Origin of the sequence: Paenisporosarcina sp. FSL H8-0542 (assembly GCF_038632915.1) — a bacterium.
Taxonomy (GTDB): Bacteria; Bacillota; Bacilli; order Bacillales_A; family Planococcaceae; genus Paenisporosarcina.
Genome location: NZ_CP152050.1, coordinates 1,973,351 through 1,998,963, shown reverse-complemented (window position 1 = coordinate 1,998,963; position 25,613 = coordinate 1,973,351). Strand labels below are relative to the sequence as shown.

The 25,613-nt window shown below is 40.9% G+C and carries 10 protein-coding genes, 1 other RNA gene and 1 pseudogene; all 12 read left to right on the top strand.

The window, feature by feature from the left end; all coding sequences use genetic code 11:
- Window positions 1-31: 31 nt before the first annotated feature.
- The 12 genes and pseudogenes from MHH33_RS10335 (at window position 32) to MHH33_RS10280 (ending at window position 25,401) form a co-directional block, all read left to right on the top strand.
- Complete coding sequence (locus MHH33_RS10335; protein WP_036659368.1) at window positions 32-415, top strand: DUF1798 family protein; 384 nt, start codon at window positions 32-34, stop codon at window positions 413-415.
- Window positions 393-2,684 carry a DEAD/DEAH box helicase gene (locus tag MHH33_RS10330; RefSeq protein ID WP_342541695.1) on the top strand — a complete coding sequence of 764 codons (2,292 nt, stop codon included), beginning with the start codon at window positions 393-395 and terminating at the stop codon, window positions 2,682-2,684. Before MHH33_RS10335 ends, MHH33_RS10330 begins: the two co-directional genes overlap by 23 nt.
- Window positions 2,674-3,948 carry a ribonuclease H-like domain-containing protein gene (locus tag MHH33_RS10325; RefSeq protein ID WP_342541694.1) on the top strand — a complete coding sequence of 425 codons (1,275 nt, stop codon included), beginning with the start codon at window positions 2,674-2,676 and terminating at the stop codon, window positions 3,946-3,948. The genes MHH33_RS10330 and MHH33_RS10325 overlap by 11 nt, the downstream gene beginning before the upstream one ends.
- 74 nt (window positions 3,949-4,022) lie before the next feature.
- Window positions 4,023-4,316, top strand: a complete 294-nt coding sequence (gpsB, locus tag MHH33_RS10320; protein ID WP_016427374.1) for a cell division regulator GpsB — start codon at window positions 4,023-4,025, stop codon at window positions 4,314-4,316.
- Between the two features lie 65 nt (window positions 4,317-4,381).
- An RNA gene (gene rnpB / locus MHH33_RS10315) (RNase P RNA component class B) lies at window positions 4,382-4,759 on the top strand.
- 110 nt (window positions 4,760-4,869) lie between these two features.
- A complete protein-coding gene (locus MHH33_RS10310; protein WP_342543761.1) occupies window positions 4,870-6,006 on the top strand; it encodes a class I SAM-dependent RNA methyltransferase in 1,137 nt (378 codons plus the stop codon).
- A gap of 57 nt (window positions 6,007-6,063) precedes the next feature.
- Window positions 6,064-7,974, top strand: a complete 1,911-nt coding sequence (locus tag MHH33_RS10305; RefSeq protein WP_342541693.1) for an ATP-dependent DNA helicase — start codon at window positions 6,064-6,066, stop codon at window positions 7,972-7,974.
- Between the two features lie 952 nt (window positions 7,975-8,926).
- Window positions 8,927-13,309 carry a S8 family serine peptidase gene (locus tag MHH33_RS10300; RefSeq protein ID WP_342541692.1) on the top strand — a complete coding sequence of 1,461 codons (4,383 nt, stop codon included), beginning with the start codon at window positions 8,927-8,929 and terminating at the stop codon, window positions 13,307-13,309.
- Window positions 13,310-13,414: 105 nt separating this feature from the next.
- Window positions 13,415-17,758, top strand: a complete 4,344-nt coding sequence (locus MHH33_RS10295; protein ID WP_342541690.1) for a S8 family serine peptidase — start codon at window positions 13,415-13,417, stop codon at window positions 17,756-17,758.
- A gap of 181 nt (window positions 17,759-17,939) precedes the next feature.
- Window positions 17,940-19,445, top strand: coding sequence for a carboxypeptidase M32 (locus MHH33_RS10290; RefSeq protein ID WP_342541688.1), 1,506 nt, complete (start codon window positions 17,940-17,942; stop codon window positions 19,443-19,445).
- A 29-nt stretch (window positions 19,446-19,474) separates the two neighbouring features.
- A pseudogene (locus tag MHH33_RS10285) lies at window positions 19,475-20,221 on the top strand (metallophosphoesterase family protein).
- An 839-nt stretch (window positions 20,222-21,060) separates the two neighbouring features.
- Window positions 21,061-25,401, top strand: a complete 4,341-nt coding sequence (locus tag MHH33_RS10280; protein ID WP_342541687.1) for a S8 family serine peptidase — start codon at window positions 21,061-21,063, stop codon at window positions 25,399-25,401.
- Window positions 25,402-25,613 lie beyond the last annotated feature (212 nt).

The window sequence follows — 25,613 nt, the reverse complement described above, 5'->3', positions numbered from 1 at the left end:
TACTATAAACAGTAACAAAGGGGCTGAGAACATGAAGTTAAACGAACATACTAAATTAATTTTGGAAGAAAGTCAAAACTGTCTAATACGTCATCAAGAGATGCGTGATAGGGAGGCATCTCCTGATTTTTTTTCACAAGTGAAGCCCCATGCCGATTATTGGCATGCTTTCCTAATTGAATGGAGAGCAAATGCCAACTCTTGGATTAACCATCACCGTCCGAAGTATATGCGAATCCAACAAATAGATGCGGCAATTGAAGCTTTCAATCAATATGTTGTTCAATCATTTTATAAAGAGACTGGAAAAAAGAGGTTTGCGCAGTCTATACAGTCAACTTGTTACACGTTGCAAACTTTTATACATGCCATAGAGCAAGAAGGTGAAAAGCTTGATCAGGAAACAATCAATTAATGACATATTAAGTGAATGGAAGCAAGACCCGGTCATGCGAGAACGAATTGTTCATTGGCATACGATTGAGAAAAAAGAGGCATTCTTGTCTGATTTCCCCGAAGATTTACATCCGTCCATCCAGCAGGCACTGAACGAACGGGGCATTACACAACTCTATAGCCATCAGAGAATTGCATATGATATAGCGCGTATGGGTCAATCCTTTACAGCCATCACCCCCACTGCTTCGGGGAAATCCCTTTGCTATCATTTGCCTGTCCTTCAATCAATCGTCGAAGACAGTTCTTCAAGGGCACTTTATTTATTTCCCACGAAAGCGCTCGCTCAAGACCAAAAATCCGACTTGAATTTATTGATTGAACAAATGAATCAAGATATTTTGAGTTACACCTATGATGGCGACACTTCACCGGCAATTCGTACGAAAGTAAGAAAGGCTGGTCATATTGTTTTGACCAATCCTGATATGCTCCATTCGGGTATATTACCTCATCATACGAAATGGGTTTCCTTGTTCGAAAATTTGAAGTATATAGTGGTCGATGAGCTGCATACATACAAAGGCGTGTTTGGAAGTCACGTGGCACATGTTTTGCGTCGATTAAAACGCATCTGTCAATATTATGGAAGTAATCCGGTTTTTATTTGTACTTCGGCAACAATTGCAAACCCGAAAGAACTGGCCGAATCATTAACTAACGAAACTCATACACTGATCGATGAAAACGGTGCACCGTCGGGTAAGAAAAATTTCATTTTTTATAATCCGCCAATCGTTCACCCAACCTTTGGTGTCAGACGTAGCGCTATTCTCGAAGTTCGAGATCTAGCTAAACGCCTATACAAGGAAGGGATTCAAACCATCGTATTTGCGAAAAGCAGGGTACGTGTTGAGATGCTTGTCACGTACTTAAAAGAATTATCCAAGAAAAAAATAAATGATGAATCCATTCGTGGCTACCGAGGAGGGTATTTACCTTCTGAACGGCGACAAATTGAAAAAGGTTTGCGGGATGGAACAATTCAGACTGTAGTCAGTACAAACGCATTGGAACTGGGTGTGGATATTGGTCAGCTCCAAGCCTGCATCATGACCGGTTACCCTGGGAATATTGCAAGTGCTTGGCAACAGGCGGGCCGTGCAGGACGTAGACAGGATGAGGCCTTGATAATATATGTTGCGCAATCAACTGCACTTGATCAATATATTGTGAATCACCCTTCATTCTTACTCGGTCAATCTCCAGAAGAAGCCCGCATTCATCCAGACAATTTAGTTATATTGATGGATCATTTAAAGTGTGCTTCTTTTGAATTGCCTTTCAAAACGACTGAACAGTACGGGGAATTTGAAATACAAGAGTTACTTGCCTATTTGGAAGAAGAAGGAATATTGGTTCGAACCTCTGACAAATGGCATTGGATGAGTGATCGCTTTCCTGCACATGAAATCAGTTTACGTTCTGCCTCTCAGGAAAATGTCGTAATTATTGACCAAACCATCCCTGCTGCAACTAAAGTTATTGGAGAAATGGATCGTTACAGTGCTATGACATTATTGCATGAAGAAGCGATTTATCTGCATCAGGGCATTCAGTTCCAAGTGGAAAAGCTGGACTGGGAAGAAAAGAAAGCCTTTGTAAGAGAAGTGGATGTAGACTACTTTACAGATGCAAATCTTGCAGTTGAATTAAAAGTGATGAGTGAAGACAAAGAAAAAACGTTTAAACACGGCTCTGTGTTTTATGGGGATGTATCGATTTTAGCGATGGCGACCATATTCAAAAAAATTCGGTTTGATACACATGACAATATCGGGTCAGGTCCTATCCAGCTTCCTCCGGAAGAATTGCATACTTCATCGAGTTGGTTAAGTTTCAATCGACCCTCTGGCTGGACGGATGCAATGCTCACAGATGCCATGACAGGTGCAGCGACTTCCATCGCATCGTTCATCCCGTTGTTCGTCCATTGTGATCGTCGTGATATTCATGTTGTACCACAAGTGAAATCGATTCATGCTGAACTCCCTACATTTTTCGTTTATGATAGCTACCCAGGAGGGATTGGCATCAGTGAACGCGTATTTGATGTTTGGCCCGAATTACTTGGACACGTCGAACAGCATGTCGAGGCGTGCCCGTGTGATCAAGGGTGTCCCGCATGCATTGGACCCCAGGAAGCAAGCGTTGGAATGAAAGATGAAGTGTTGAAACTTCTAGCTTATTTACAATTAGAATCAACTGGTGATCCGTATGTCATTTGAAAAAAATCTCTTACAAATGAAGAAACTGATTAAGAAAAAGCCAGCGAAATCTCAATCGCTGGCTCCTTTCGTCATACCAGAAAAACCGAAGTATACGGAAGAGTGGGAACGGGCAGGTCTGAAAATCATCGAAAATGATTTTGGTATCGTTTTTGAAAAAAAGATAGTTTATGACCGGACATATTGTCACGGTGATTTTCAATTAAAAGAAGTTTTCGATGCTTTCGCATTGTGGAATTCTTTTCAAGGTGTTCACCCCATATCAACAGATGGACAGCATGTTGTTTTTTTTGATACGGAAACAACAGGTCTAAAAGGAACAGGTACCTACATATTCTTAATCGGGCAGTTAATTTGGAATAAAGATCATTTTGAGATGACGCAACATGTTTTAGCGGATCCGAGCCATGAAGCGGCAATGTTGTACGAATCAGGCTTGTGGAAAGCTGGCCAGACCGTCATAACGTATAATGGCAAAAGTTTTGATTGGCCCCAATTGCAAACACGATGGACAATGAACCGAGAGCATCTACCTAAACTGTCAGATCCTACCCATATCGATTTACTCCATGGGTCTAGAAGAGTATGGCGAAATGAACTAGATCAATTCAAACTAACAAAAATTGAAGAAGATAAACTTGGATTTAAACGAGTTGGGGATATTCCAGGACATTTAGCTCCTATTATTTATATGGATGCTGTAAAAAGTGGGAATCCGGCGACCTTATTAAAAGTTCTACACCACAACGAATGGGACATACTCTCATTACTTACATTGTTTATTCACACGACAAAATTGATTTTGCAAGAGCAATACATGGATTCTAGTATCTCATCAACGAACATTGGAAAATGGTTTTCGGATCTGAAAGACTTTGAAAAAGGGCAAAGTGTTTTTGAGCAAATTACAACCCAATATAGTACTGATGAAGCTGCTATGGCGTTTTATTATTTAGGCTACGAATATAAACGCACGAAGCAATACGACCTTGCTTACGAAGTATTTGAAAAGGCACTCGGATACGTACAAGATGGTTGGAAGATAAAAACGTATGAAGAGCTGGCGAAAATAGCGGAACACGTGAAAAAAGATTTTGATCTTGCCAAACTTCATGTTGAAGAAGCATTGATCCTCATACAAAAAACTCCGATTTTAAAAGAACAACAAAAAGGGAGAAGAACACATGCATGTAAAAAGCGTTTGGAACGAATAATCAGGAAACAAACTATTTCCCGGGCAAGCGCAGGTTTCGACAGAAAATGAGTGAGGAAACGAACGACAAAACGTTCTTTATGCTATAATAAATCCATGCATGAACAATGGAAGGACGATGTATTATGGATATGAAATTGACGCCAGAAGTCATTTTGGAAAAAGAATTTAAAACTGGATTACGCGGCTATCACCAAGATGAAGTAGATCAGTTCTTGGATGAAGTCATTCAAGATTACAATACTTTTATGCAAACAATTGAAACACTAAAAGCTGAAAATAGACGATTGAGAGACGAATTGGATGAAGCTCCAAGACGTCAAGTTGCTGCACCTTCAACAGGAACAACTAACTTTGATATTTTAAAGAGACTTTCAAATCTAGAAAAACATGTATTCGGCAGTAAGTTGTACGAATAATTCAACATTCCAAGGATGGATTGTTTATTACATGAATATCAAGTATAATGAAGAAACCATTTAGATAATCCAGGTAATCGCTGCAACGCTTGACGTTGTAGAGGAAAGTCCATGCTCGCACGGTTCTGAGATGACCGTAGTGTTCGTGCTTAGCCAAAAAATAAGCTAAGGCAGTGTTACAGCTGACGGCGGGAACAACACCTAAGTCTTCGGATATGGTCTATGTTCTCTGAAAGTGCCACAGTGACGGAGCTGATTCGGAAACGTTTCAGGTGGAACGAGGTAAACCCCACGAGCGAGAAACCCAAATTATGGTAGGGGCACTCTCATGCAGGAATTGAACGAATTGAGGGACAGACAATGTCTGTAGATAGATGATTACTACTCACTTGTACGAGGCATCAGCCGTTTGAGTACGTGATAACAAAACATGGCTTATTGGGTTTTCTAATGGGTATACTTGACTACACAAGCTCTCCACTAATTCGGAGAGCTTTTATTAATAAATAAGCAAATAAATGAAACAATGATCGTTAAAAGAAAGGATGAGATGATGACGACTCATCGATTAGTAGCAACATCAGCAATGGGGTTAGAATCCATTGTGGCAGATGAAGTAAAAAAATTGGGGTATGAAACCCAGACTGAAAACGGAAAAATATATTTTGAAGGGGACGAGCATGCCATTGCCCGTGCAAACATGTGGCTACGAGTAGCGGACCGTGTCAAAATAATAGCTGGTGACTTTAGAGCCACCACGTTTGATCAATTATTTGAACAAACAAAAGCGATTCCTTGGGAAAAATATTTACCGGTAGATGCAGCTTTTCCTGTTCAAGGGAAATCTGTTAAATCAAAATTATTCAGTGTGCCCGATTGTCAGGCAATTGTTAAGAAGGCCATTGTGGAACGTTTAAAATTGGCTCATAAACGAATTGGTTTTTTGGATGAGTCCGGTGCAACATTTAAGATTGAAGTTAGTATACTTAAAGACCAAGTAAAATTAAGCATTGATACAAGTGGTGTCGGCTTACATAAACGAGGGTATCGCTTAGATCAAGGGGAAGCTCCATTAAAAGAAACATTGGCTGCAGCACTGGTCTATATTTCAAAATGGAATCCTAATCGTCCGTTTGTTGATCCATTCTGTGGGTCTGGGACAATTCCTATTGAGGCAGCGATGATTGGTCAAAACTTAGCTCCAGGGTATAACCGTAGCTTTATTAGTGAAGACTGGCCATGGATGTCAAAAAAAATATGGGAAGATGTTCGCCTGGAAGCTGAAGAGTTAGCGAACTATGATCAGCCATTAGATATCACAGGTTCTGATATAGATGCGCGAATGATTGATGTTGCAAAAAACAATGCAATTGAAGCTGGCTTTGCCGATTTAATTCATTTTAAACAGCGTCAATTAAGAGATTTCACAACTTCGTCTTTGGACGGTGTTATGATTGGAAATCCACCTTATGGTGAGCGTATCGGAGAAAAAGAAACGATCGAAGACATGATTCATGATATGGGGCGTATAATGGATAGTTACCCTACATGGTCTGTTTATATGTTGTCATCAATGGCAGACTTCGAAACGTTATACGGGCGTAAAGCGACTAAGAAACGCAAATTATTTAATGGATTTATCGAAACAAACTATTATCAATATTGGGGTAAAAAATCACCTCGTGAATAGCACCCAAAACGGATAGGTCAACCTATCCGTTTTCTTATCGTTTGAAAGGGGATCACTATGAAACAAACATTACCATTTGCACTAACGAAAGACCGCTCTTTTTTTGAATCACTAGGTGATTGGATGGGAGATGTTCTTTATGATGAACTGCCTGAAAAAGGATTCGAATGTCGTGATGAGCAGATTTATATGGCCTATCAGATTGAAAAATCTCTGAAAAATAAAAATGTTTTGTTTGCCGAAGCTGGCGTAGGAACAGGGAAGACGATTGCTTATTTACTTCCGGCAATTTCCTATGCGCGATACACAGGAAAACCTGCTTTGATTTCGTGTGCTGATGAGACGTTAATTGATCAGCTCGTTAAAAAAGAAGGAGATATTCAAAAATTACAAGATTCACTAGGATGGAACATTGATGTCCGTCTGGCGAAATCACGTGACCAATATTTATGTTTAAAGAGACTTGAGCACGAACAAAAAACGAATGATGAAGAGTTCCTGGAACAAATTGAAGATGGAATTCCTGATTTTGTGTACGGTCATCAGTCGCTCCAATCGGTTTATCCATACGGAGAGCGCAGTGCTTTTCCGGATGTCAGTGACGAGGATTGGCAAAAAGTAAATTATCATCCGATTCAGCAATGTGCCGTTTGTGATATCCGCAACCGTTGCGGTCAAACTATTCATCGACAAAATTACCGTGAAGCTGGAGATTTGATCATTTGTTCGCATGATTTCTTAATGGAGCACATTTGGACAAAAGAATCGCGTGTACGTGAAGGACAAATGCCTTTACTTCCTGACGTTTCGATGATTGTACTGGATGAAGGTCATTTATTGGAATTCGCTGCTCAACGTGCATTGACTTATGAAGTACAGAGCCAAACGCTTGTGTCATTGATTGACCGTGTCGCACAAGATGGCGTACGTGAAAAGACATTGCAATTGCTAGAAAGATTGCAGGACTTACATGATGATTTCTTCAAAGAATTGCTGACTCATGCACATGGTGAAGAAGGAGAACGTCTCCATATAGATAAAACAGACCGCGTTCTTCAGCTAGGCCAACAGCTTGTGAAATTAGTAGAACAAATTTTAGAAGAATTTGTATTTGAATCAGAGCTTTATACGATTGATGAATATGATCTTCGTATGGTAGAAGAATACTTGGAACAATATGTATTTTCACTCCAATTATTTGTTCAAAATGGAGACGCGGTCGATTGGTTGGAAGAAAAAGATGGTATTGAGACATTAGTCATCATGCCACGTCTCGTAACGGATATTTTAAATGAAAAATTATTCACAAATAAATTGCCTGTTGTTTTCTCTTCAGCCACTTTATCGGTTAATAAAGACTTCACCTATATTTCAGATGCTTTGGGTATCGATCAGTACCATTCGTTTAGTGTTCCATCTCCATTTGATTACGACCAAGTAATGCAGATATTTGGTCATTCTGTCGATAGTGAAACGAAAGCAAAGAAAGCACGAGAACTACTCTTACAATCTAATGAGCCCACTTTGTTATTGTTCAAGTCGAAGAGTGATATGGTGAATTTTGAAAATTCCCTTTCAGTTGAAGAAAGAATGGGTATGGTTTTTGAAGGAGAACGTGAATTATCATCCATTGTGCGTGATTTCCAAGCAGGGCATATCGCTACATTATGTTCATACCATTTATGGGAAGGGCTTGATTTACCTGAAGAAGCTTTAACCCGTGTGATTATATTTGATTTACCTTTCCCTCCGCATGATCCTTTGTTCGATGCGAAACGAAAATTTTCTAATGATCCTTTTGCAGAAGTCGAATTGCCGTTTATGTTGTTGCGCCTTCAACAAGGAATTGGCCGTTTGATACGGACATCTGCCGATCATGGATCCATCCACTTGTTACTGAATGATGATGAAAAGCAATTGAGTACAGATTTTACACATATACTCCCAGTAGAAATATCATGGGTATAAAGTAAAGTCCATCCTGATAAATAGGCTCAGACTGAAGACAACCTCGCATTTTTGAGTTTGTCTTCAGTTTTTTTTATTAAATTTTTTGGAAGTTAGCATTGAAGGGGAGTAGAACGATTTCCTTTCAAATATTGTTTCGTACTAAAATCCTTTATGTGTTGATCCAGTTTCTCCCCTTGGTGTAGCTTTGAAATAAAGTCATACCGTTTATAAAAAAGATGTACCGTTATATCCCTTTGGATATGGTTATCTAAAGGGGTGTTTAATTAGATTATTCGAGTTTGAATATGTCATTGAGATTGTGAAGGTCTTCACTTAAACTAACGGCAGGTTGCAGACCAATTATTCCTAATTGATACGAAGAAAATTGGGAAATAGATTTCATTTGAAGATTTAATGAGATTGCCAAAATTATTAATGCGAAATTACTTTGATTTTTCTAATTAACATGTGGGTGAACCACTATATACAGAGCCTTGGTAAACAATATGTTATCAAGGTTTTTTTATTTATCTGGAATATCAACAAATAGAACTTTTTTCCTGTTTTAATCTATTATTGTTAAATGTATTTCTAAAAAATTACGAGAAATTTCTATATTCCCCCAAATTTTAAAACTAAGTTCATTAAAAAACTAAAATTTCAGACAATATTAACAACATTTTTCTACAAAATAACTGAAAATTCTTTTGAAATAAGGACTTAAATAACATTTTTTATTATTGAATTTTCAAAAAATATATTAATGGTTTCAAGTGAAATCCCCCAATTTACTATTTTTTTAGGCGGATGTACACTTCGAATTGTATTCATTATCATGCAAGGGGGGGAAAAGAAAGCTAAGGTCAAGAATCAAATCTATCCATAGAAAGTCGGTGGTCATCTACAACAATAAAAAATATCCTTGTAACGCAAGTCTTAATGTAAGCGATTTCAGAGAGGAGTCGAATTGATGAAAAGGAACAGACATGACCGCGTCGCATTTAGTTTTATTTTATGTGCATTATTGTTGCTCTCTATCTTTCTACCTCAACTCACATTTGCTAATTCCAACTCCAAAGCAAGTATTTCAATGCTTGAAAGTTCTGATGTAGCATCTAAAAACATGAAAGCAAAGGTAGATAAAAAACTGAATGATCAGTTTAGTGAGAATGAAACGGTTACATTTTTATTGAAATTTAAAGATCAAGTGGATACAAAAGAAGTTGCCACTGAAACAGCTAAAAAAGCTAAAGCTCAAAAACAAACGGCTGCCAAAACCGAATTGATGAAACGCTCTGCTGTCGTTTCTTCCCTTCGCGCTAAAGCTAGCGAAACTCAATACTCTATCAAAACCTATCTGGATCAAGAAAAAAAGAAGGGAAATGTCAAAGAGTTTCAATCCTTCTATATCGTCAATGGCATGGCGGTAACTGGAACCAAAGAAGTGATGGAGAAGCTTGCTACCTTCCCAGAAGTCGAAAAAATAACACCCAATGAAACGGTACAGCTGACCTCAAATGAAGGCAGTGAAACATCCAACCAACCAACAGCTGATATCCAACCAACAGCTGATATCCAAGCAGGCACCACTTCAATCGAATGGAATATAGCAAAAATCGACGCACCACAAGCCTGGAATATGGGCTTTGATGGTACGGGAACTGTAGTCGCTAGTATCGATACAGGAGTCCAGTGGAATCACCCTACGTTAAAAGAAAAGTATCGAGGTTACAACCCAGCTAATCCAGATCAACCTGACAATACCTTCAACTGGTTTGATGCTGTTAATGGGAAGTCGGCTCCATATGATGACGCTGAACAAGGTACCCACGTCACAGGAATCATGGTAGGTTCTGGACCTAATGGTTCAAATCAAATTGGGGTTGCTCCAGGTGCAAAATGGATCGCCGTGAAAGCCTTTAACAGTCGAGGTGGAACCGGAACCCAAGTCGATCTACTGGAAGCTGGAGAATGGATTCTAGCTCCAAAAGATGCAGAAGGCAACCCACATCCAGAAAAAGCACCTGACTTAGTGAACAACGCCTGGGGTAAACGACTAGCAGAAAACGATGAATGGTACCGTCCAATGGTGCAAAACTGGCGTGCAGCTGAGATTTTCCCTGTGTTCGTTGCTGGAAATGGAGCAGGTTTGACTGAGGGAAACATCTGGAACCCGGCCAACTATCCGGAATCGTTCGCTGTTGGCGTAACGGATAGTAATAATCAGCGTGCTTATTTCTCCCCACGCGGTCCTTCGCCATATGGAGAAATGAAGCCAGACATTTCCGCTCCAGGTGTGGGCGTCCGCTCTGCCTGGTCAGGTAGCGGCTATCAAGCATTGAATGGGACTTCGGCGGGTGCATCACACGTTGCTGGAGTCGTTGCCTTGATGAAGCAGGCGAATCCATCTATTACTGTTGATGAAATTGAACAAATTTTACATGATACGGCAATGCCATTAACTGATTCCACCTATCCAGATTCACCAAACAATGGTTATGGTTATGGTCTAGTAAACGCCTATAACGCTGTCTCCTCCATTGTCAGCGGACTTGGCCGAGTTCAGGGACAAGTGGTTCGTGAAGGTCAAGATACTGAGGATCCAACTTATCAGCATACCGCTCCATCTGAAACATATTCGAATATGACATTACCTCTTACTGTTCAAGTACAAGACACTGTCAGTGTAAGAAGTGTAGAGCTACAATATCGTGCAAGCGAAACTGCCGAATGGCAAACAGCGGCGGCAACTCTTACCGCAGGTGACTATAAGAGCGGAACGTACCAGGCCGTGATTCCGGCTGATGCCGTACAGGTCCCAACCCTTACCTATCATTGGCGCATCACGGACCATGGGGAACACGTGGTTACTTCTGACAATTACGCAGTACCAGTCAAATCTGGAATCAACACCGGTTACCATCAAGATTTTGAATCTCAACCAATTGGTTGGATCTCCTACGGTACCAAAAACACTTGGGAGTGGGGAGTGCCTGCCTTTGACTCTGGACCGGAAAAGGCCGCTTCTGGTGAAAAAGTGTACGGAACCAATTTAGATGGTAACTATAACAATTTTGCCAATATGAGCTTGATGATGCCTCCAATCGTCCTGCCTGAAGGTAACGCCTATCTGCAGTTTAAAGACTGGTATCAAATTGAAAGCGGCTACGATTATGGTTATGTGCTTGTGTCGACAGATAAACAAAACTGGCAACAGCTGTCGAGGTTCACTGGTAACTCTATGACATGGACGGAGCGCCAAATCGATCTATCCGCATATGCTGGTCAACAAATCTATGTCGCCTTTAACGTCACCACAGACGAGATTGGCGAGAGAGCAGGTTGGTATATCGATGATGTCGCCTTAAGTAATACACCACTTACCACAGCCAATGTAGAACTAGAAGATGTACAACAACAAAAAATGTTAGCTAGACAACTGGAAAATGAGCTACAAACCAATAAAAAAGCAGTCAACCCGGATACCATCCAACCAACCAAAATACAAAACGTGATGGCACCTACCGCCACGATCACGCCGACAGTAGTCCAACCCATGTCCCTGCCACTTGGAGCTACAGTGAGCGTGCTCGAATCAGGACGTTCTGTTGCCACCAACCCAGCGGATGGTAGCTATGGTATGACTCATCCTGCTGGTGAGTTCACCTTACGTGCTGAAACATATGGATATGAATCTGCAGATCAACGAGTGACGATTCCTAAAAATGGTACAGTAGAAGCCAACTTTACCTTAAACCCGATCCCAAAAGGAACGGTTAGCGGAACTGTCACAAACAAGCAAACAGGTGAGCCACTAGCTAACGCAACACTCTCTCTGCTCGAAGACGCGCTCATTCAACCTGTACAAACAGATGAAAACGGACACTTTTCCATCACTGCCTATGAAGGAACCTATACCTTACATGTATCTGGGCCTATCTATCATAGCCAAGATTTAACGATCACTATCCTAGAAAGTGGAAATATCGAACAAAATGTTCCGTTACAACCATTTATCGGCTATCCTGATGAGATCGGCTATGATGATGGGACAGCGGAAAACGCTCGCGCTTTCGGTGCTCCTAATGCAGAAAACAACGTTGCGGCTGTAAAAATGTCTCTACCTAAAGGCAAAAATAGCGCCTTCGTCACCGCTGGTCTCTTCCGCTTTTGGGATGAAAGTTGGCCGGATCCAGGTGGAACAGCCTTTAAGGTTGCCATCTATGATACCAGTGGACCGAATGGTGCTCCTGGTAGAAAATTGGCGGGTCCATTAGATGCGACTGCTCTGCGTAATGGAGAATGGACGGTTGTCGATCTGGTAAACCCAGTTCTAGTAAACGACGACTTCTATATGGTCTATATCCAAGTAGGCGTCGCCCCGAATACACCAGGTCTTGCTATTGATCAAAGCAGTCCAAGCGCGGGTCGTAGCTGGCAAAAGGTGGAAGGGCCATGGGGTAGAACGACTGGAAACTTTATGATTCGGGCACGGGTAAAATATGAAGCGTCGGCTCCAGTGATCACAACGCCTAAAGATGCAGCCCACACCAATCAATCTACTTTCACAGTAGAAGGGAAAGCTTCACCAACTACTCAAGTTCATCTTTTCAATAAAGGCGAAGAAGTTGCTGCCACAACAGCTAGAAAGGATGGTACCTTCTCTGTAGATGTTACCCTTCAAGATGGTGAAAACGAGCTGACAGCTACCTCTTCTACTGATCGAGGTAGTACAGATCCGTCCGAGCCAGTGAAGATCATCCTTGACCAAGCAAAACCAGAACTAACCACCAAACCTGCTGAAGGTTTCAAAACGAATCAGAAAGCGGTTACGGTCGAAGGAAAAGCGACCGATCCATATCTAGCAGAAGTCACTATAAATGGTCAAAATGCGAATGTCACAGAAGATGGCTCCTACTCCCTACGCGTACTACTCAATAATGGAGAAAATAAATTTACTGTCACTGCAAAGGATCGTGCTGGAAACGAAACTAGCAAGGAAGTCACTGTTTACGCCAAGTTTAATCTACCTGCGATCGAAAACTTAAAACCAGCTCAAAATGTGGTGATAAAAACGGGTAAAACGTTGACCGTCGAACTAGATAGTGAGCAAGGAATTAATGGCTTCTTCTTGGTCCGATTACCTTCAACCTTTGCAACCGCAACGACAGCCGCCACTTCTGTTGAAATACCATTAACAGAGCAAGGAAATGGTCACTATGTTGGTATCTGGAAGGCACCAAAAGAAAAAATCAACGGTGCTGTGATCGAAGTGGTGATGAGAGATGATCATGGAAACGAATCTCGTCAAACAGCCGCTGGTAAAGTGTATGTCAACGTAAAACCTCAGTAAATCATAGATTGATAGAATCATCTTTCACTTACCTTTTAGGTGAAAGGTGAAAGATGATTCTAAAATGAAGTCTTAATGTAAGCAAATTTTAGGGGGGAAATCAAATTGATAAAAAGGAACAGACATTACCGCATTGCATTTAGTTTTATTTTATGTGCATTATTGTTGCTCTCAACCTTTCTAACTCAACTCACCTTTGCTAATTCCAACTCCGAAGAAAGTATTTCTCTTCTTGAAAGTTCGGATGTAGCATCTGAAAACGTGAAAGCAAAGGTAGATAAAAAACTGAATGATCAGTTTAGTGAGAATGATACGGTTACCTTTTTAGTAAAATTAAAAGATCAAGTGGATACAAAAGAAGTTGCCACCGAAACAGCTAAAAAGGCTAAAGCTCAAAAACAAACGGCTGCCAAAACCGAATTGATGAAACGCTCTGCTGTCGTTTCTTCCCTTCGCACTAAAGCTAGCGAAACTCAATACTCGATCAAAACCTATCTGGATCAAGAAAAAAAGAAGGGAAATGTCAAAGAGTTTCAATCCTTCTATATCGTCAATGGCATGGCGGTGACAGGAACCAAAGAAGTGATGGAGAAGCTTGCTGCCTTCCCTGAAGTCGAAAAAATCCAGCCCAACGAAACGGTACAGCTGATCTCAAATGAAAGCAGTAAAACACCCATCCAACCAACAGCTGATACCCAAGCAGACACCACTTCAATCGAATGGAATATTGCAAAAATCGACGTACCACATGTCTGGAATATGGGCATTGATGGTGCGGGAACTGTAGTCGCTAGTATCGATACAGGAGTCCAGTGGAATCACCCTGCTTTAAAAGAAAAGTATCGGGGTTACAACCCAGCCAATCCAAATCAACCTGATAACACTTACAACTGGTATGACGCTATTACGGGAAAATCTGCACCTTTTGATGATCTTGGTCACGGAACTCACACCGTGGGTACGATGGTGGGTTCTGAGCCTAATGGCACGAACCAAATCGGTGTCGCTCCAGGTGCAAAATGGATCGCGGTGAAAGCCTTTACCTCGGCCGGTGGAACCGCCGAAGATCTACTGAAAGCTGGAGAATGGATTCTAGCTCCAAAAGATGCAGAAGGCAACCCACATCCAGAAAAAGCACCTGACGTAGTGAACAACTCCTGGGGCGGTGGAAATGGAATAAATGAATGGTACCGCCTAATGGTGCAAAACTGGCGTGCAGCCGATATTTTCCCTAATTTCTCTGCTGGAAATGTCGGTCCGAATGCTGGAAGCATCTCTATCCCAGCCAACTATCCGGAATCGTTCGCTGTTGGCGCAACTGATAGTGAGAATCGGATTGCTGGTTTCTCCTCACGCGGTCCTTCGCCATATGGAGAAGGGAAGCCAGACATTTCCGCTCCAGGTGTGGCCATCCGATCTTCCGTACCAGGTAGTCTATATCGAGGCATGCAAGGAACTTCGATGGCTGCACCAGCCGTTGCTGGAGTCGTTGCTTTGATGAAGCAGGCGAATGCCTCTCTTACCGTTGATGAAATGGAAGCAATTTTAATGAATTCGGCAATACCATTAACTGACTCCACCTATCCAACTTCACCAAACAATGGTTATGGTCATGGTCTAGTAAACGCCTATAACGCTGTCTCCGCCATTGTCAACGGAATAGGCCGAGTTCAGGGACAAGTGGTTCGTGAAGGTCAAGATACAGAGAATCCAACTTATCAGCATACCGCTCCAACTGAATTATATGCGAATATGACATTACCTCTTACTATTCAAGTACAAGATAATGTCAATGTAAGAAGTGTTGAGCTAAAATATCGTGCAAGCGAATCTGCCGAATGGCAAACTGTAGCTGCAACTCGTACAGCAGGTGACTATAAGAGCGGAACTTACCAAGCCGTGATTCCGGCTGATGCCGTACAGGTCCCAACCCTTACCTATCATTGGCGCATCACGGACTATGCGCAACATGTGGTTACTTCTGACAATTACGCAGTACCAGTCAAATCTGGAATCAGCACCGGGTACAATCAAGATTTTGAATCTCAACCAAGTGGTTGGATCTCCTACGGTACCAACAACAGCTGGGAGTGGGGAGTACCTACCGGTGGACCAGGAATGGCCGCTTCTGGTGAAAAAGTATACGGAACCAAATTAAATGGCAACTATGCCAACTATGCCAATATGAACTTGATGATGCCTCCAATCGACTTGCCTGAAGGTAACGCCTATCTACAGTTTAAAGACTGGTATCGACTTGACAACGCCACAGCGGACGGCTTCGCCGACTATGGTCATGTGCTTGTGTCGACAGACAAACAAAATTGGCAACAGCTGTCCCGCTTCACTGGTAAATCTGACACATGGACGGAGCGCCAGATCGATCTATCCGCATATGCTGGTCAACAAATCTTTATCGCCTTTAACGTCACTACAGACGCTGCTTATGGGAGCGCAGGTTGGTATATCGATGATGTCGCCTTAAGCAATACACCACATGCCACAGCCAATATAGAACTAGAAGATGTACAACAACAAAAACTGTTAGCTAAACAACTGGAAAATGAGCCACAAACCAATAAAAAAGCAGTCAACCCGGATACCATCCAACCAACCAAAATACAAAACGTGATGGCACCCGCCGCGACAATCACGCCGACAGCAGTCCAACCCATGTCCCTGCCACTTGGAGCTACAGTAAGTGTGCTCGAATCAGGACGTTCTGTTACCACCAACCCAATTGATGGTAGCTATGTTATTAATTCTCATCCTTCTGGTGAGTTCACCTTACGTGCTGAAACATATGGATATGAATCTGCAGATCAACGAGTGACGATTCCTAAAAATGGTACAGTAGAAGCCAACTTTACTATAAACCCGATCCCGAAAGGAACGGTTAGCGGAACTGTCACAAATAAGCAAACAGGTCAGCCGCTAGCTAACGCAACGCTCTCTCTGCTCGAAGACGCGCTCATTCAACCTGTACAAACAGATGAAAACGGACACTTTTCCATCACTGCCTATGAAGGAACCTATTCCTTGCATGTAACCGCGCCTTTCTATCATAGTCAAGATATCACGATCACCATACCAGCAAACGGAAATATCGAACAAAACGTTCCGTTACAACCATTTGTCGGCTATCCTGATGAGATCGGCTATGATGATGGGACAGCAGAAAATCATAATGCTTCGTTTACTGCTGGAGATGGTTGGGCTGTAAAAATGTTTTTACCTGAAGGTAAAAAAAGCGCCTTAGTCACCGCTGGTCTCTTCCGCTTCTGGGATGAAAGTTGGCCGGATCCAGGTAGAACAGCCTTTAAGGTTGCCATCTATGATAATGGACCGAATAATACTCCTGGTAAAAAAATTGCGGGTCCATTTGATGCGACTGCTCTGCGTAATGGAGAATGGACGGTTGTCGATCTGGAAAGCGAAGGAGTCGTGGTAACCGACACCTTCTATATGGTCTATATCCAAGTAGGCTCCTACCCGAATACACCAGGACTCGGTGTTGATAAAAGCAGTCCAACCGCTAGTCGCAGCTGGCAACTGGTTGACGGAGTTTTCTCCCCAGACCGTTACGAAAACGTAATGATTCGGGCACGGGTAAAATATGATGCGTCGGCTCCAGTGATCACAACGCCTAAAGATGCAGCCCACACCAATCAATCTACCTTCACAGTAGAAGGGAAAGCTTCACCAACTACTCAAGTTCATCTTTTCAATAAAGGCGAAGAAGTAGCTATCACAACAGCTAAAAAGGATGGCACCTTCTCTGTAGATGTTACCCTTCAAGATGGTGAGAACGTGCTGACAGCTTCATCTTCTACTGATCGAGGCAGTACGGATCCGTCCGAGCCAGTGAAGATTACCCTTGACCAAGCAAAACCAGAACTAACCACCAAACCTGCTGATGGCTTAAAGACAAATAAACAAGCAGTTACGATCGAAGGAAAAGCGACCGATCCATATCTATCAGAAGTCACTATAAATGGTCAAAAAGTGAATGTCACAGAAGATGGCTCCTACTCCCTAGATATACTGCTTAATAATGGAGAAAATAAATTTACTGTCACTGCAAAGGACCGTGCTGGAAACGAAACTAGCAATGAAGTCACTGTTTACGCCAAGTTTATTCCACCTGCGATCGAAAACTTAAAACCAGCTCAAGATGTGGTGATAAAAAGGGGTACGACGTTGACCGTCGAACTAGATAGTGAGCCAGGAATTAGTGGTTTCTTCTCGTTAAGCGTACCTTCAGCCTTTGCATCCGCAACCGCCGCTTCTGTTGAAATACCATTAACAGAACAAGGAAAAGGTCACTATGTTGGTACCTGGAAGGCACCAAAAGACAGGATCAACGGTGCTGTGATCGAAGTGGCGTTGAGAGATGCTTATGGAAATGAATCTCGTCGAACAGCCGCTGGTAAAGTGTATGTCAAGTAAAACCTATATCCCAATTAGAATTGCAATGGCTGATAAAAAATTTCCGTGACTCAAATAATACTTTAAAAAACAAGACCACTTATCCCTGATAAATGGTCTTGTTTTTTTGTATAGAATTGAAGAACTTTTCAGTCATTATGGTAAAATGAGAGAGGTGTTTGAATTGTTAAGGGGGATATATATGGAAACGACAGAGAGATTTATAGACTATGTTAAAAAAATGCAGGCCTACACGGAAGTAATTGGTCTGATGTATTGGGATTTACGTACTGGTGCTCCGAAAAAAGGAGTCAATCAACGTTCCGAAGTGATAGGGACAATGTCATCAGAATTATTTGCAATGCAAACATCTGATGAACTGGCGGGCATGCTTGAAGAACTTGAAAATAATTTAGAATCACTGGATCCAATTACAAAACAAACGTACAAAAAAGTAAAAAAAGAATATGATATGAACAAAAAAATTCCTGCTGATGAATACAAAGCATTTGTAATTTTGACTTCGAAATCTGAATCCGCATGGGAAGAAGCAAAAGACAAATCGGACTTTAAGATGTTCTATCCGTATTTAAAAGAAATCGTAGAAACGACAAAAAGATTCGTTACTTATTGGGGTGTAAAGGATAACAATCCTTACAATACGCTCCTTGATGAATATGAACCAGGAATGACAACTGAAATATTGGATGAAGTATTTGGCGAATTAAGAAACCGAATCGTGCCATTGGCGAAAAAGATCGCAGATTCTCAAAATCAACCAAAAACTGATTTCTTATTCAAGACGTTCCCAAAAGATAAACAAAAACAATTCAGCTTGGATGTTTTAAAGCAGCTAGGTTATGATTTCGAAGCGGGACGCTTGGATGAAACGGTCCATCCTTTTGCTACTGGTTTGAATCGTGGAGATGTCCGCATTACCACAAAATATGATGAGAATGATTTCCGTTCAGCGGTATTTGGAACGATTCATGAATGTGGCCATGCACTATATGAACAAAATTTCTCAGAGGATCTCGAAGGTCTCCCATTAGCAAGTGGCACATCTATGGGTATTCATGAATCCCAATCCTTGTTTTACGAGAATTTTGTCGGGCGTAATGAAAAGTTCTGGGAGCATAATTATGAAACACTTCAGTCCTATGCTCCGGAACAGTTTGGTCATATTGCAGTTGAAGATTTCCTGGCAGCAATCAATGAATCAAAATCTTCGCTTATTCGAATTGAAGCGGATGAGTTAACATATCCATTGCATATCATGATTCGTTATGAAATTGAAAAAGGTCTCTTCAATGGAGACATGAAAGTAGAAGATCTGCCTCAAATCTGGAACGATAAATATGAAGAGTATTTGGGGGTTAAACCTTCCAATGATGGAGAAGGAATTTTGCAGGATGTGCACTGGGCCGGAGGGGCCTTCGGTTATTTCCCATCTTACGCACTCGGCTATATGTATGCATCTCAATTAAAAGCAGCGATGTTGAAAGATTTGCCTAACTTCGATGAATTATGTGCTAATGGTGATTTGGAACCAGTAAAAAACTGGCTGACAGATAAAGTACACCGTCACGGCAGTATGAAAAAGCCCTTGGAAATTCTAACAGAAGCTACAGGTGAAGGGTTGAACGCAACATATCTTGCTGAGTATTTGGAGGAAAAGTATTCTCGTTTATATAAATTGAATTCATAATATCGGAGGATTGCTATTGGGGGACGCACATGAAGAGAATTGCAATTATTTCAGATATTCACGGAAATATGCCTGCGCTGGAAGCGGTTTTTGAGGATATTCAACTCCGCAATATTGATGAAATTGTCTGCATTGGCGACCTTGTCGGTAAAGGTCCAGAACCAGCAGAAGTAATTGAATTTGTTAAAGAACATTGTGATGTGGTCATTCGCGGGAATTGGGATGAATTTATTTTGAAAGAATCAGATAGCCAATCCATACAGTGGTAGCAAAGCAATTTGAGTGAAGATAATAAAAACTTTTTAAAACAATTACCGTTCAGTTATGAAATTATGCTCGGGGAAAAGTTCATTCGATGTGTCCATGCTTCACCTCGATCCGTACACGAACGAATTTCGCCGTTTCAACCGTTGGAGAAGCAAGAAACATTGTTTGAAAACAGTGAAGTCACGATGAATATATGCGGAGAACGAACGCCGGATTATTATATTTACGGGGATATTCATTACGCGTGTATTAAACCAATCGACGGAAAAGGAATCTTGGTCAACGTAGGTAGTGTAGGAAACCCTTTGGAGATTCCTGAAGCTTCATACGGAATTATCGAGTATGTTGGAAACAGTATCAGTGTTCAACTTGTACGGGTACCATATGATAAGCAAGCGGTATTACAAAAAGCAAAAGATCTCGGGATGCCGAACATAGATGTATATGAAGCAGAAATTATGGATTGCATATATAGAGGTCAACAAAAGAAAGAAGCTCAGGCAAAATGAGCTTCTTTTTTTGTTGGCTTTGATAAGGGAATTATAGAGATAAAGTGGGATAATCAGTTGCAACCAATCCCGACTTTCTACTAATATCGTTACTCATTAATAAGAGATGAGAGTTTGGCAAGGTGACTTTTTATATTTCTTTTTTTGTTTTAGAGCGAGTACACTAGCATAATTTTTAAAATAAATAAATTTCCAATTATTGTTAATTTGGTTCTTTAGGCATAGGTGCAAATGAAACTTTTATAAAAATATAGTTTTGAAGGAGGAGTAGTTTACCTTAATTAAGAAATTCAAAAATTTGTTAAAGCAGTAGGATAAACTTGAAAATTTAGCCATTTATTTAACTGTAAAATGGAAATTCAAAGGGGATTAAATAGCACAAAAGTCTTGTATGAGGAAAACTCATAAGAACATACAAATTTCCCAATTATGCAAGCAATTAGTCTATATTACTTATTTTATAGGTTTTTTATACATAGAGTAGTGATTGGGAAATAATATCTATACATCAAAACTCAATCCTAGCATGAGGTTATAGAATTTTATTGAACTCGTATTAAATCATGTAATGTATCATTATACCCAACTCCAGATAGGTACTAAATATCAATTCTGAAAACGATGAATTTTAGCGACAAATTATGACAAAAAAACTACTTTCTTTCTTTTATAGTTTGATTAACAACTAGAGCTTCACGATCGACACCACTGATACTGTTTGCCTAAATGATTAGGGAAAGGGGGCCATAGGTGTTTTTGTTTGGTCATTTTTGTGGGAATGTAAAATGCAATCCGCTTTACGAAAGGCAAGAAAGGAAGATTAAAAGGGAGGAAAGAAGATGACGAAGAAAATTAGTTCTAAAAAGTCTTTCAACATTGCTGTTTCTTTACTCATGACCTTGTCTCTAATCGCACCTGGAGTCGCGAGTGCCGAAACAACTAGTAAACTGCACCAGTCGCTTAATAATTCGAACGTGAATACAATCGAAAAAGTGAGCAAACGTTTGCTGTCGGATTTTAAAGAAGATGAGAAAGTTACCTTCTTAATAAAATTCAAAGAAAAAGCGGATACGAAAAAAGTGGTGGAAGAGGCTAGGAAAAGTTCTAAAAAAGCGAAATTATCTTCTAAAAAATCATTAATGGTCCAGCGTTCTGCATTAGTGTCTGAGCTAAAAGCGACTTCCCTTCAAGAGCAGCAAAATGTAAAAGATTATCTTGAACAAGAAGAAGCTAAAGGAAATGTTAAGGATATTAATTCGTATTATATTGTAAATGGGATGGCTGTAACAGCAACGAAAGAAGTTGCAGAAAAGGTAGCATCATTTGCAGAAGTTGAAAAAGTGCTACCGAATGAAATGCGACAACTTTTCACAACAAAAACGAAAGAAGCTGTGGCGCCTGAATCTGAAGTTGCCAATATTGAATGGAATGTTCAACGTGTTAAAGCTCCAGATGTATGGGCGATGGGAATTGATGGAGCAGGAACGGTTGTAGCGAGCATTGATACGGGGGTTCAATGGGATCATCCAGCATTAAAAGAAAAATACCGTGGTTATAATTCTTCAACAGGTCAAACAGATCATGACTTTAACTGGTTTGACGCTACAGCTGGACGAGCTACACCTTATGATGATCATGGTCATGGTACTCACGTGACTGGAACAATGGTAGGTAGTGAAACAAACGGTTCCAACCAGGTTGGAGTAGCTCCTGGTGCTAAATTCATTTCTGTAAAAGCTTTTACTGCAAATGGTGGTACAGATGCGGATTTATTAGAAGCTGCACAATGGATTTTAGCACCAACAGATTCTGAAGGAAATGCACGCGTAGACTTAGCACCAGATGTTGTAAACAACTCGTGGGGCGGTGGTCCAGGTCTTGACGAATGGTATCGTGATGTAGTCAGAAACTGGCGTGCAGCAGAAATTTTCCCTGAATTTTCAGCAGGAAACACAACGCCAACAAATCCAGGTGGTCCGGGTTCTGTTGCATCACCTGCAAACTATCCTGAATCATTTGCAACAGGTGCAACTGATATTAACAACGTAGTAGGTAATTTCTCTTTACGAGGACCTTCTCCTTATGCTGAAATCAAACCAGATATCTCGGCTCCAGGAGTAAATATCCGTTCTTCTGTACCTGGTGGTGGCTATGAAGGCGGCTGGAATGGAACATCAATGGCTGGACCAGCTATATCCGGGGTCGCGGCATTGTTGCGCCAAGTAAACGCTAACTTAACCGTTGAAGAAATGGAACAAATTTTACTTGAAACAGCAATCCCATTAACTGACTCACAATATCCACAAACACCGAATCACGGGTATGGATATGGTTTAGTTAATGCGTATGAAGCGGTGTCTTCAATCATGAACGGTATTGGAAAAATTGGTGGACAAGTTACGAAACAAGGTGAAGATGATGAAGCACCAGTCTTTGAACATAGTTCTCCTATAGAAACGTATGAAGGTATGGATCTAGACTTGGCTGTAACAGTAACAGATAACATCAGCGTTTCATCAGTTGAATTAAGTTATTTGGATGGAAACAATGAATGGCAAACTATGGTGGCTCCACGAATTTCTGGAGACTACAAAGTTGGTGAATACGCTGTTACGGTTCCTGGAACTTCAGTAACAGGGGGATCATTCACTTATAAATGGATCATCAATGATTTCGGAAACAACGTTGTCAATAGTGAAGAATATTTGGTTGAAGTGAAACCGGGTATTACTGTTGGTTACTTCCAAGATTTTGAAACTGCTGCAATAGGCTGGAGTTCATTCGGAAATATGAACAGCTGGGAGTGGGGAGTTCCTACTTCTGGACCAGGAAATGCGGCATCTGGTGAAAAAGTATATGCAACAAATTTAGAAGGTAAGTATGACAGTAACATGAACGCAACACTTGTTCTCCCTCCAGTTGATCTGCCAGAAGGTAATTCGTATCTGCAGTTTAAACACTGGCATAATTTTGAACAATCTTCAACAGGAAGAGCATGGGATTATGGTCATGTTTTTATTTCCACTGACCAACAAGAGTGGACTCAATTACAGAAGTACCAAGGTGATTCGGGTTCATGGATAGATGGTGAAGTAGACTTGTCAGCGTATAGTGGTCAACGAGTTTACTTGGCATTCAATGCATTCTCCGATGGCAGTGTTGTGAGAGACGGTTGGTATATCGATGATGTTGCTTTAACCGATATTGCCCAAACTGAGAATGTTTCAAAAGATAATAAAGGCAACATTGGTCTAGACTTAATCAAAGTTGATGATAAAGAAGCAATGAAAGAAGCGATTGATCCAACAAAAATCAGACCTTCAATGCCTGTAAAAGAAGAATTGCCAGTATCTGAGGCACCGATTAATCCGACTTTATTGCCTATTGGTGCACAAGTCAGTGTGCTTGAATCAGGACGTTCAGTATATACAAATCCTGCAGATGGCACATATTCAATGACGCATGTTCCTGGTACATTCAAAATGAAAGCGGAAGCTTATGGATACCACACAAATCAACAGACGGTGACAATCGAAGCTGACGCAACAGCACAAGCGAATTTCACTTTGGATGAAATTGCACAAAACACTGTAAGTGGAACAATTACTGACGAATCGACAGGAGAAGGAATCGAAGGCGCGACACTTCTACTTGTTGAAGATGCCAATATCACTCCTGTTGAAACAGATGCATCAGGAAACTACAGCATCACAGCTTACGAAGGAAATTATACACTCAAGGTAATTGCACGCGGCTACCATAGTAAAGAAACATCCGTTACAATCGGTGCAAACGCACTTGAATTAAGTCTTGCACTTGATCCGTTCTACACATATCCAGGTGGTGAAATTGGTTATGATGATGGAACAGCTGAAAATGCACACGCATTCAATGCAGCGGGTAATGCTTGGGCAGTGAAAATGTCTCTTCCTGAAGGGAAAGAAAATGGCATTGTTACTGATGGCGTATTCCGTTTCTGGGACACTGAGTGGCCAGTACCAGGTGGAACAGCATTTGCAGTGGAAGTTTGGGATGCTACTGGTCCTGATGGAACACCAGGTAAAAAACTCACAGAATCAATTAATGCAACAGCATTACGCAACGGTCAATGGACGGTAGTAGACTTATCTGAACATAACATCGTTGTAAATGGTGACTTCTACATGGTTTACAGACAAACAGTTGCGAATCCAAACTCACCAGGACTTGCTGCTGATGAAGATGGAACAAACGCGGAAAGAAGTTACCAATCTGTTTCAGGTACATGGACAGCTTCCCCTGCAGAGGAAGGAAACTATATGATCCGTGCTCGTGTAAGTTATGAAGTAAGTGCACCAGTCATTACTTCGCCAACTTCTGATTTAGCAACGAATAAGTCAGCTATTACTATTGAAGGCAGTGCATCACCTACAACAACAATTAAACTTAAAAATAATGGTGGAGTTGCAGGTTCTGTAGTAGTAGGAAATGATGGTAAATTTGCCATTCAAACCGAATTGACAGAAGGATTGAATGTATTTACAGCGACTTCATCTCTTGATGGTAAAGTAACGGGCGAATCTGCTCCGGTATCTGTTATCTTGGACACAGTGAAACCAAATCTAACAATCGACAGCCCGAAAAACGGAGATAAAACAAATCGGGAAACGGTTACAGTAGAAGGTAGTGTCGCAGATGCCAACCTTGATTGGGTGAAAGTAAACGGTCAAATTGCAGCAGTTGTAAACGGAAAATATTCAAAACGTATACTTTTGGATACTGGTGCAAATGAAATTACTGTTGTAGCAAGAGATAAAGCAAACAACAGCATGTCGAAAACAGTGACAGTACATGCAAAATATGTTTCACCTGTCATTACAAACTTAAAACCAGACCAAGATCTCAATCTTAAAACTGGTAAGACTGTCAAAATCGAATTTGATAGTGAACCTGGATTAAAATCAACTTTTGTAATCCATATGCCACTAACAAATATGGGCGGACAACTTCAAAACGCTACAGAATTGCCAATGACAGAGCAAGCGAACGGCCATTATGTTGGCTATTATACGGTTCCAAAAGGTACAGTAGCTAATGGTGCGGTAATCGAAGTAAAAGCAGTCGATAGCTTCAATAACGAAACACGCCAGACGGCAAAAGGTAAACTATATCTGAACATTAAAGGTAACAGTAATAAGTAGAGTTCTATGAGAAAGATACCAAAGAGAAGATAACCTTCTCTTTGGTGTTTTTTTGTTTGTCTTTGATTTTGGGTATCACTCTTGAATTAAATGCACTCCAAGAATAAAAATGATAAGTCATCACGTCTTAATCATCCTACCTATCAATTAGTCGAATTTGTTAATATGAACAAAAAAAGTATCAATAATTTTCAACATTTTTATCCATACTA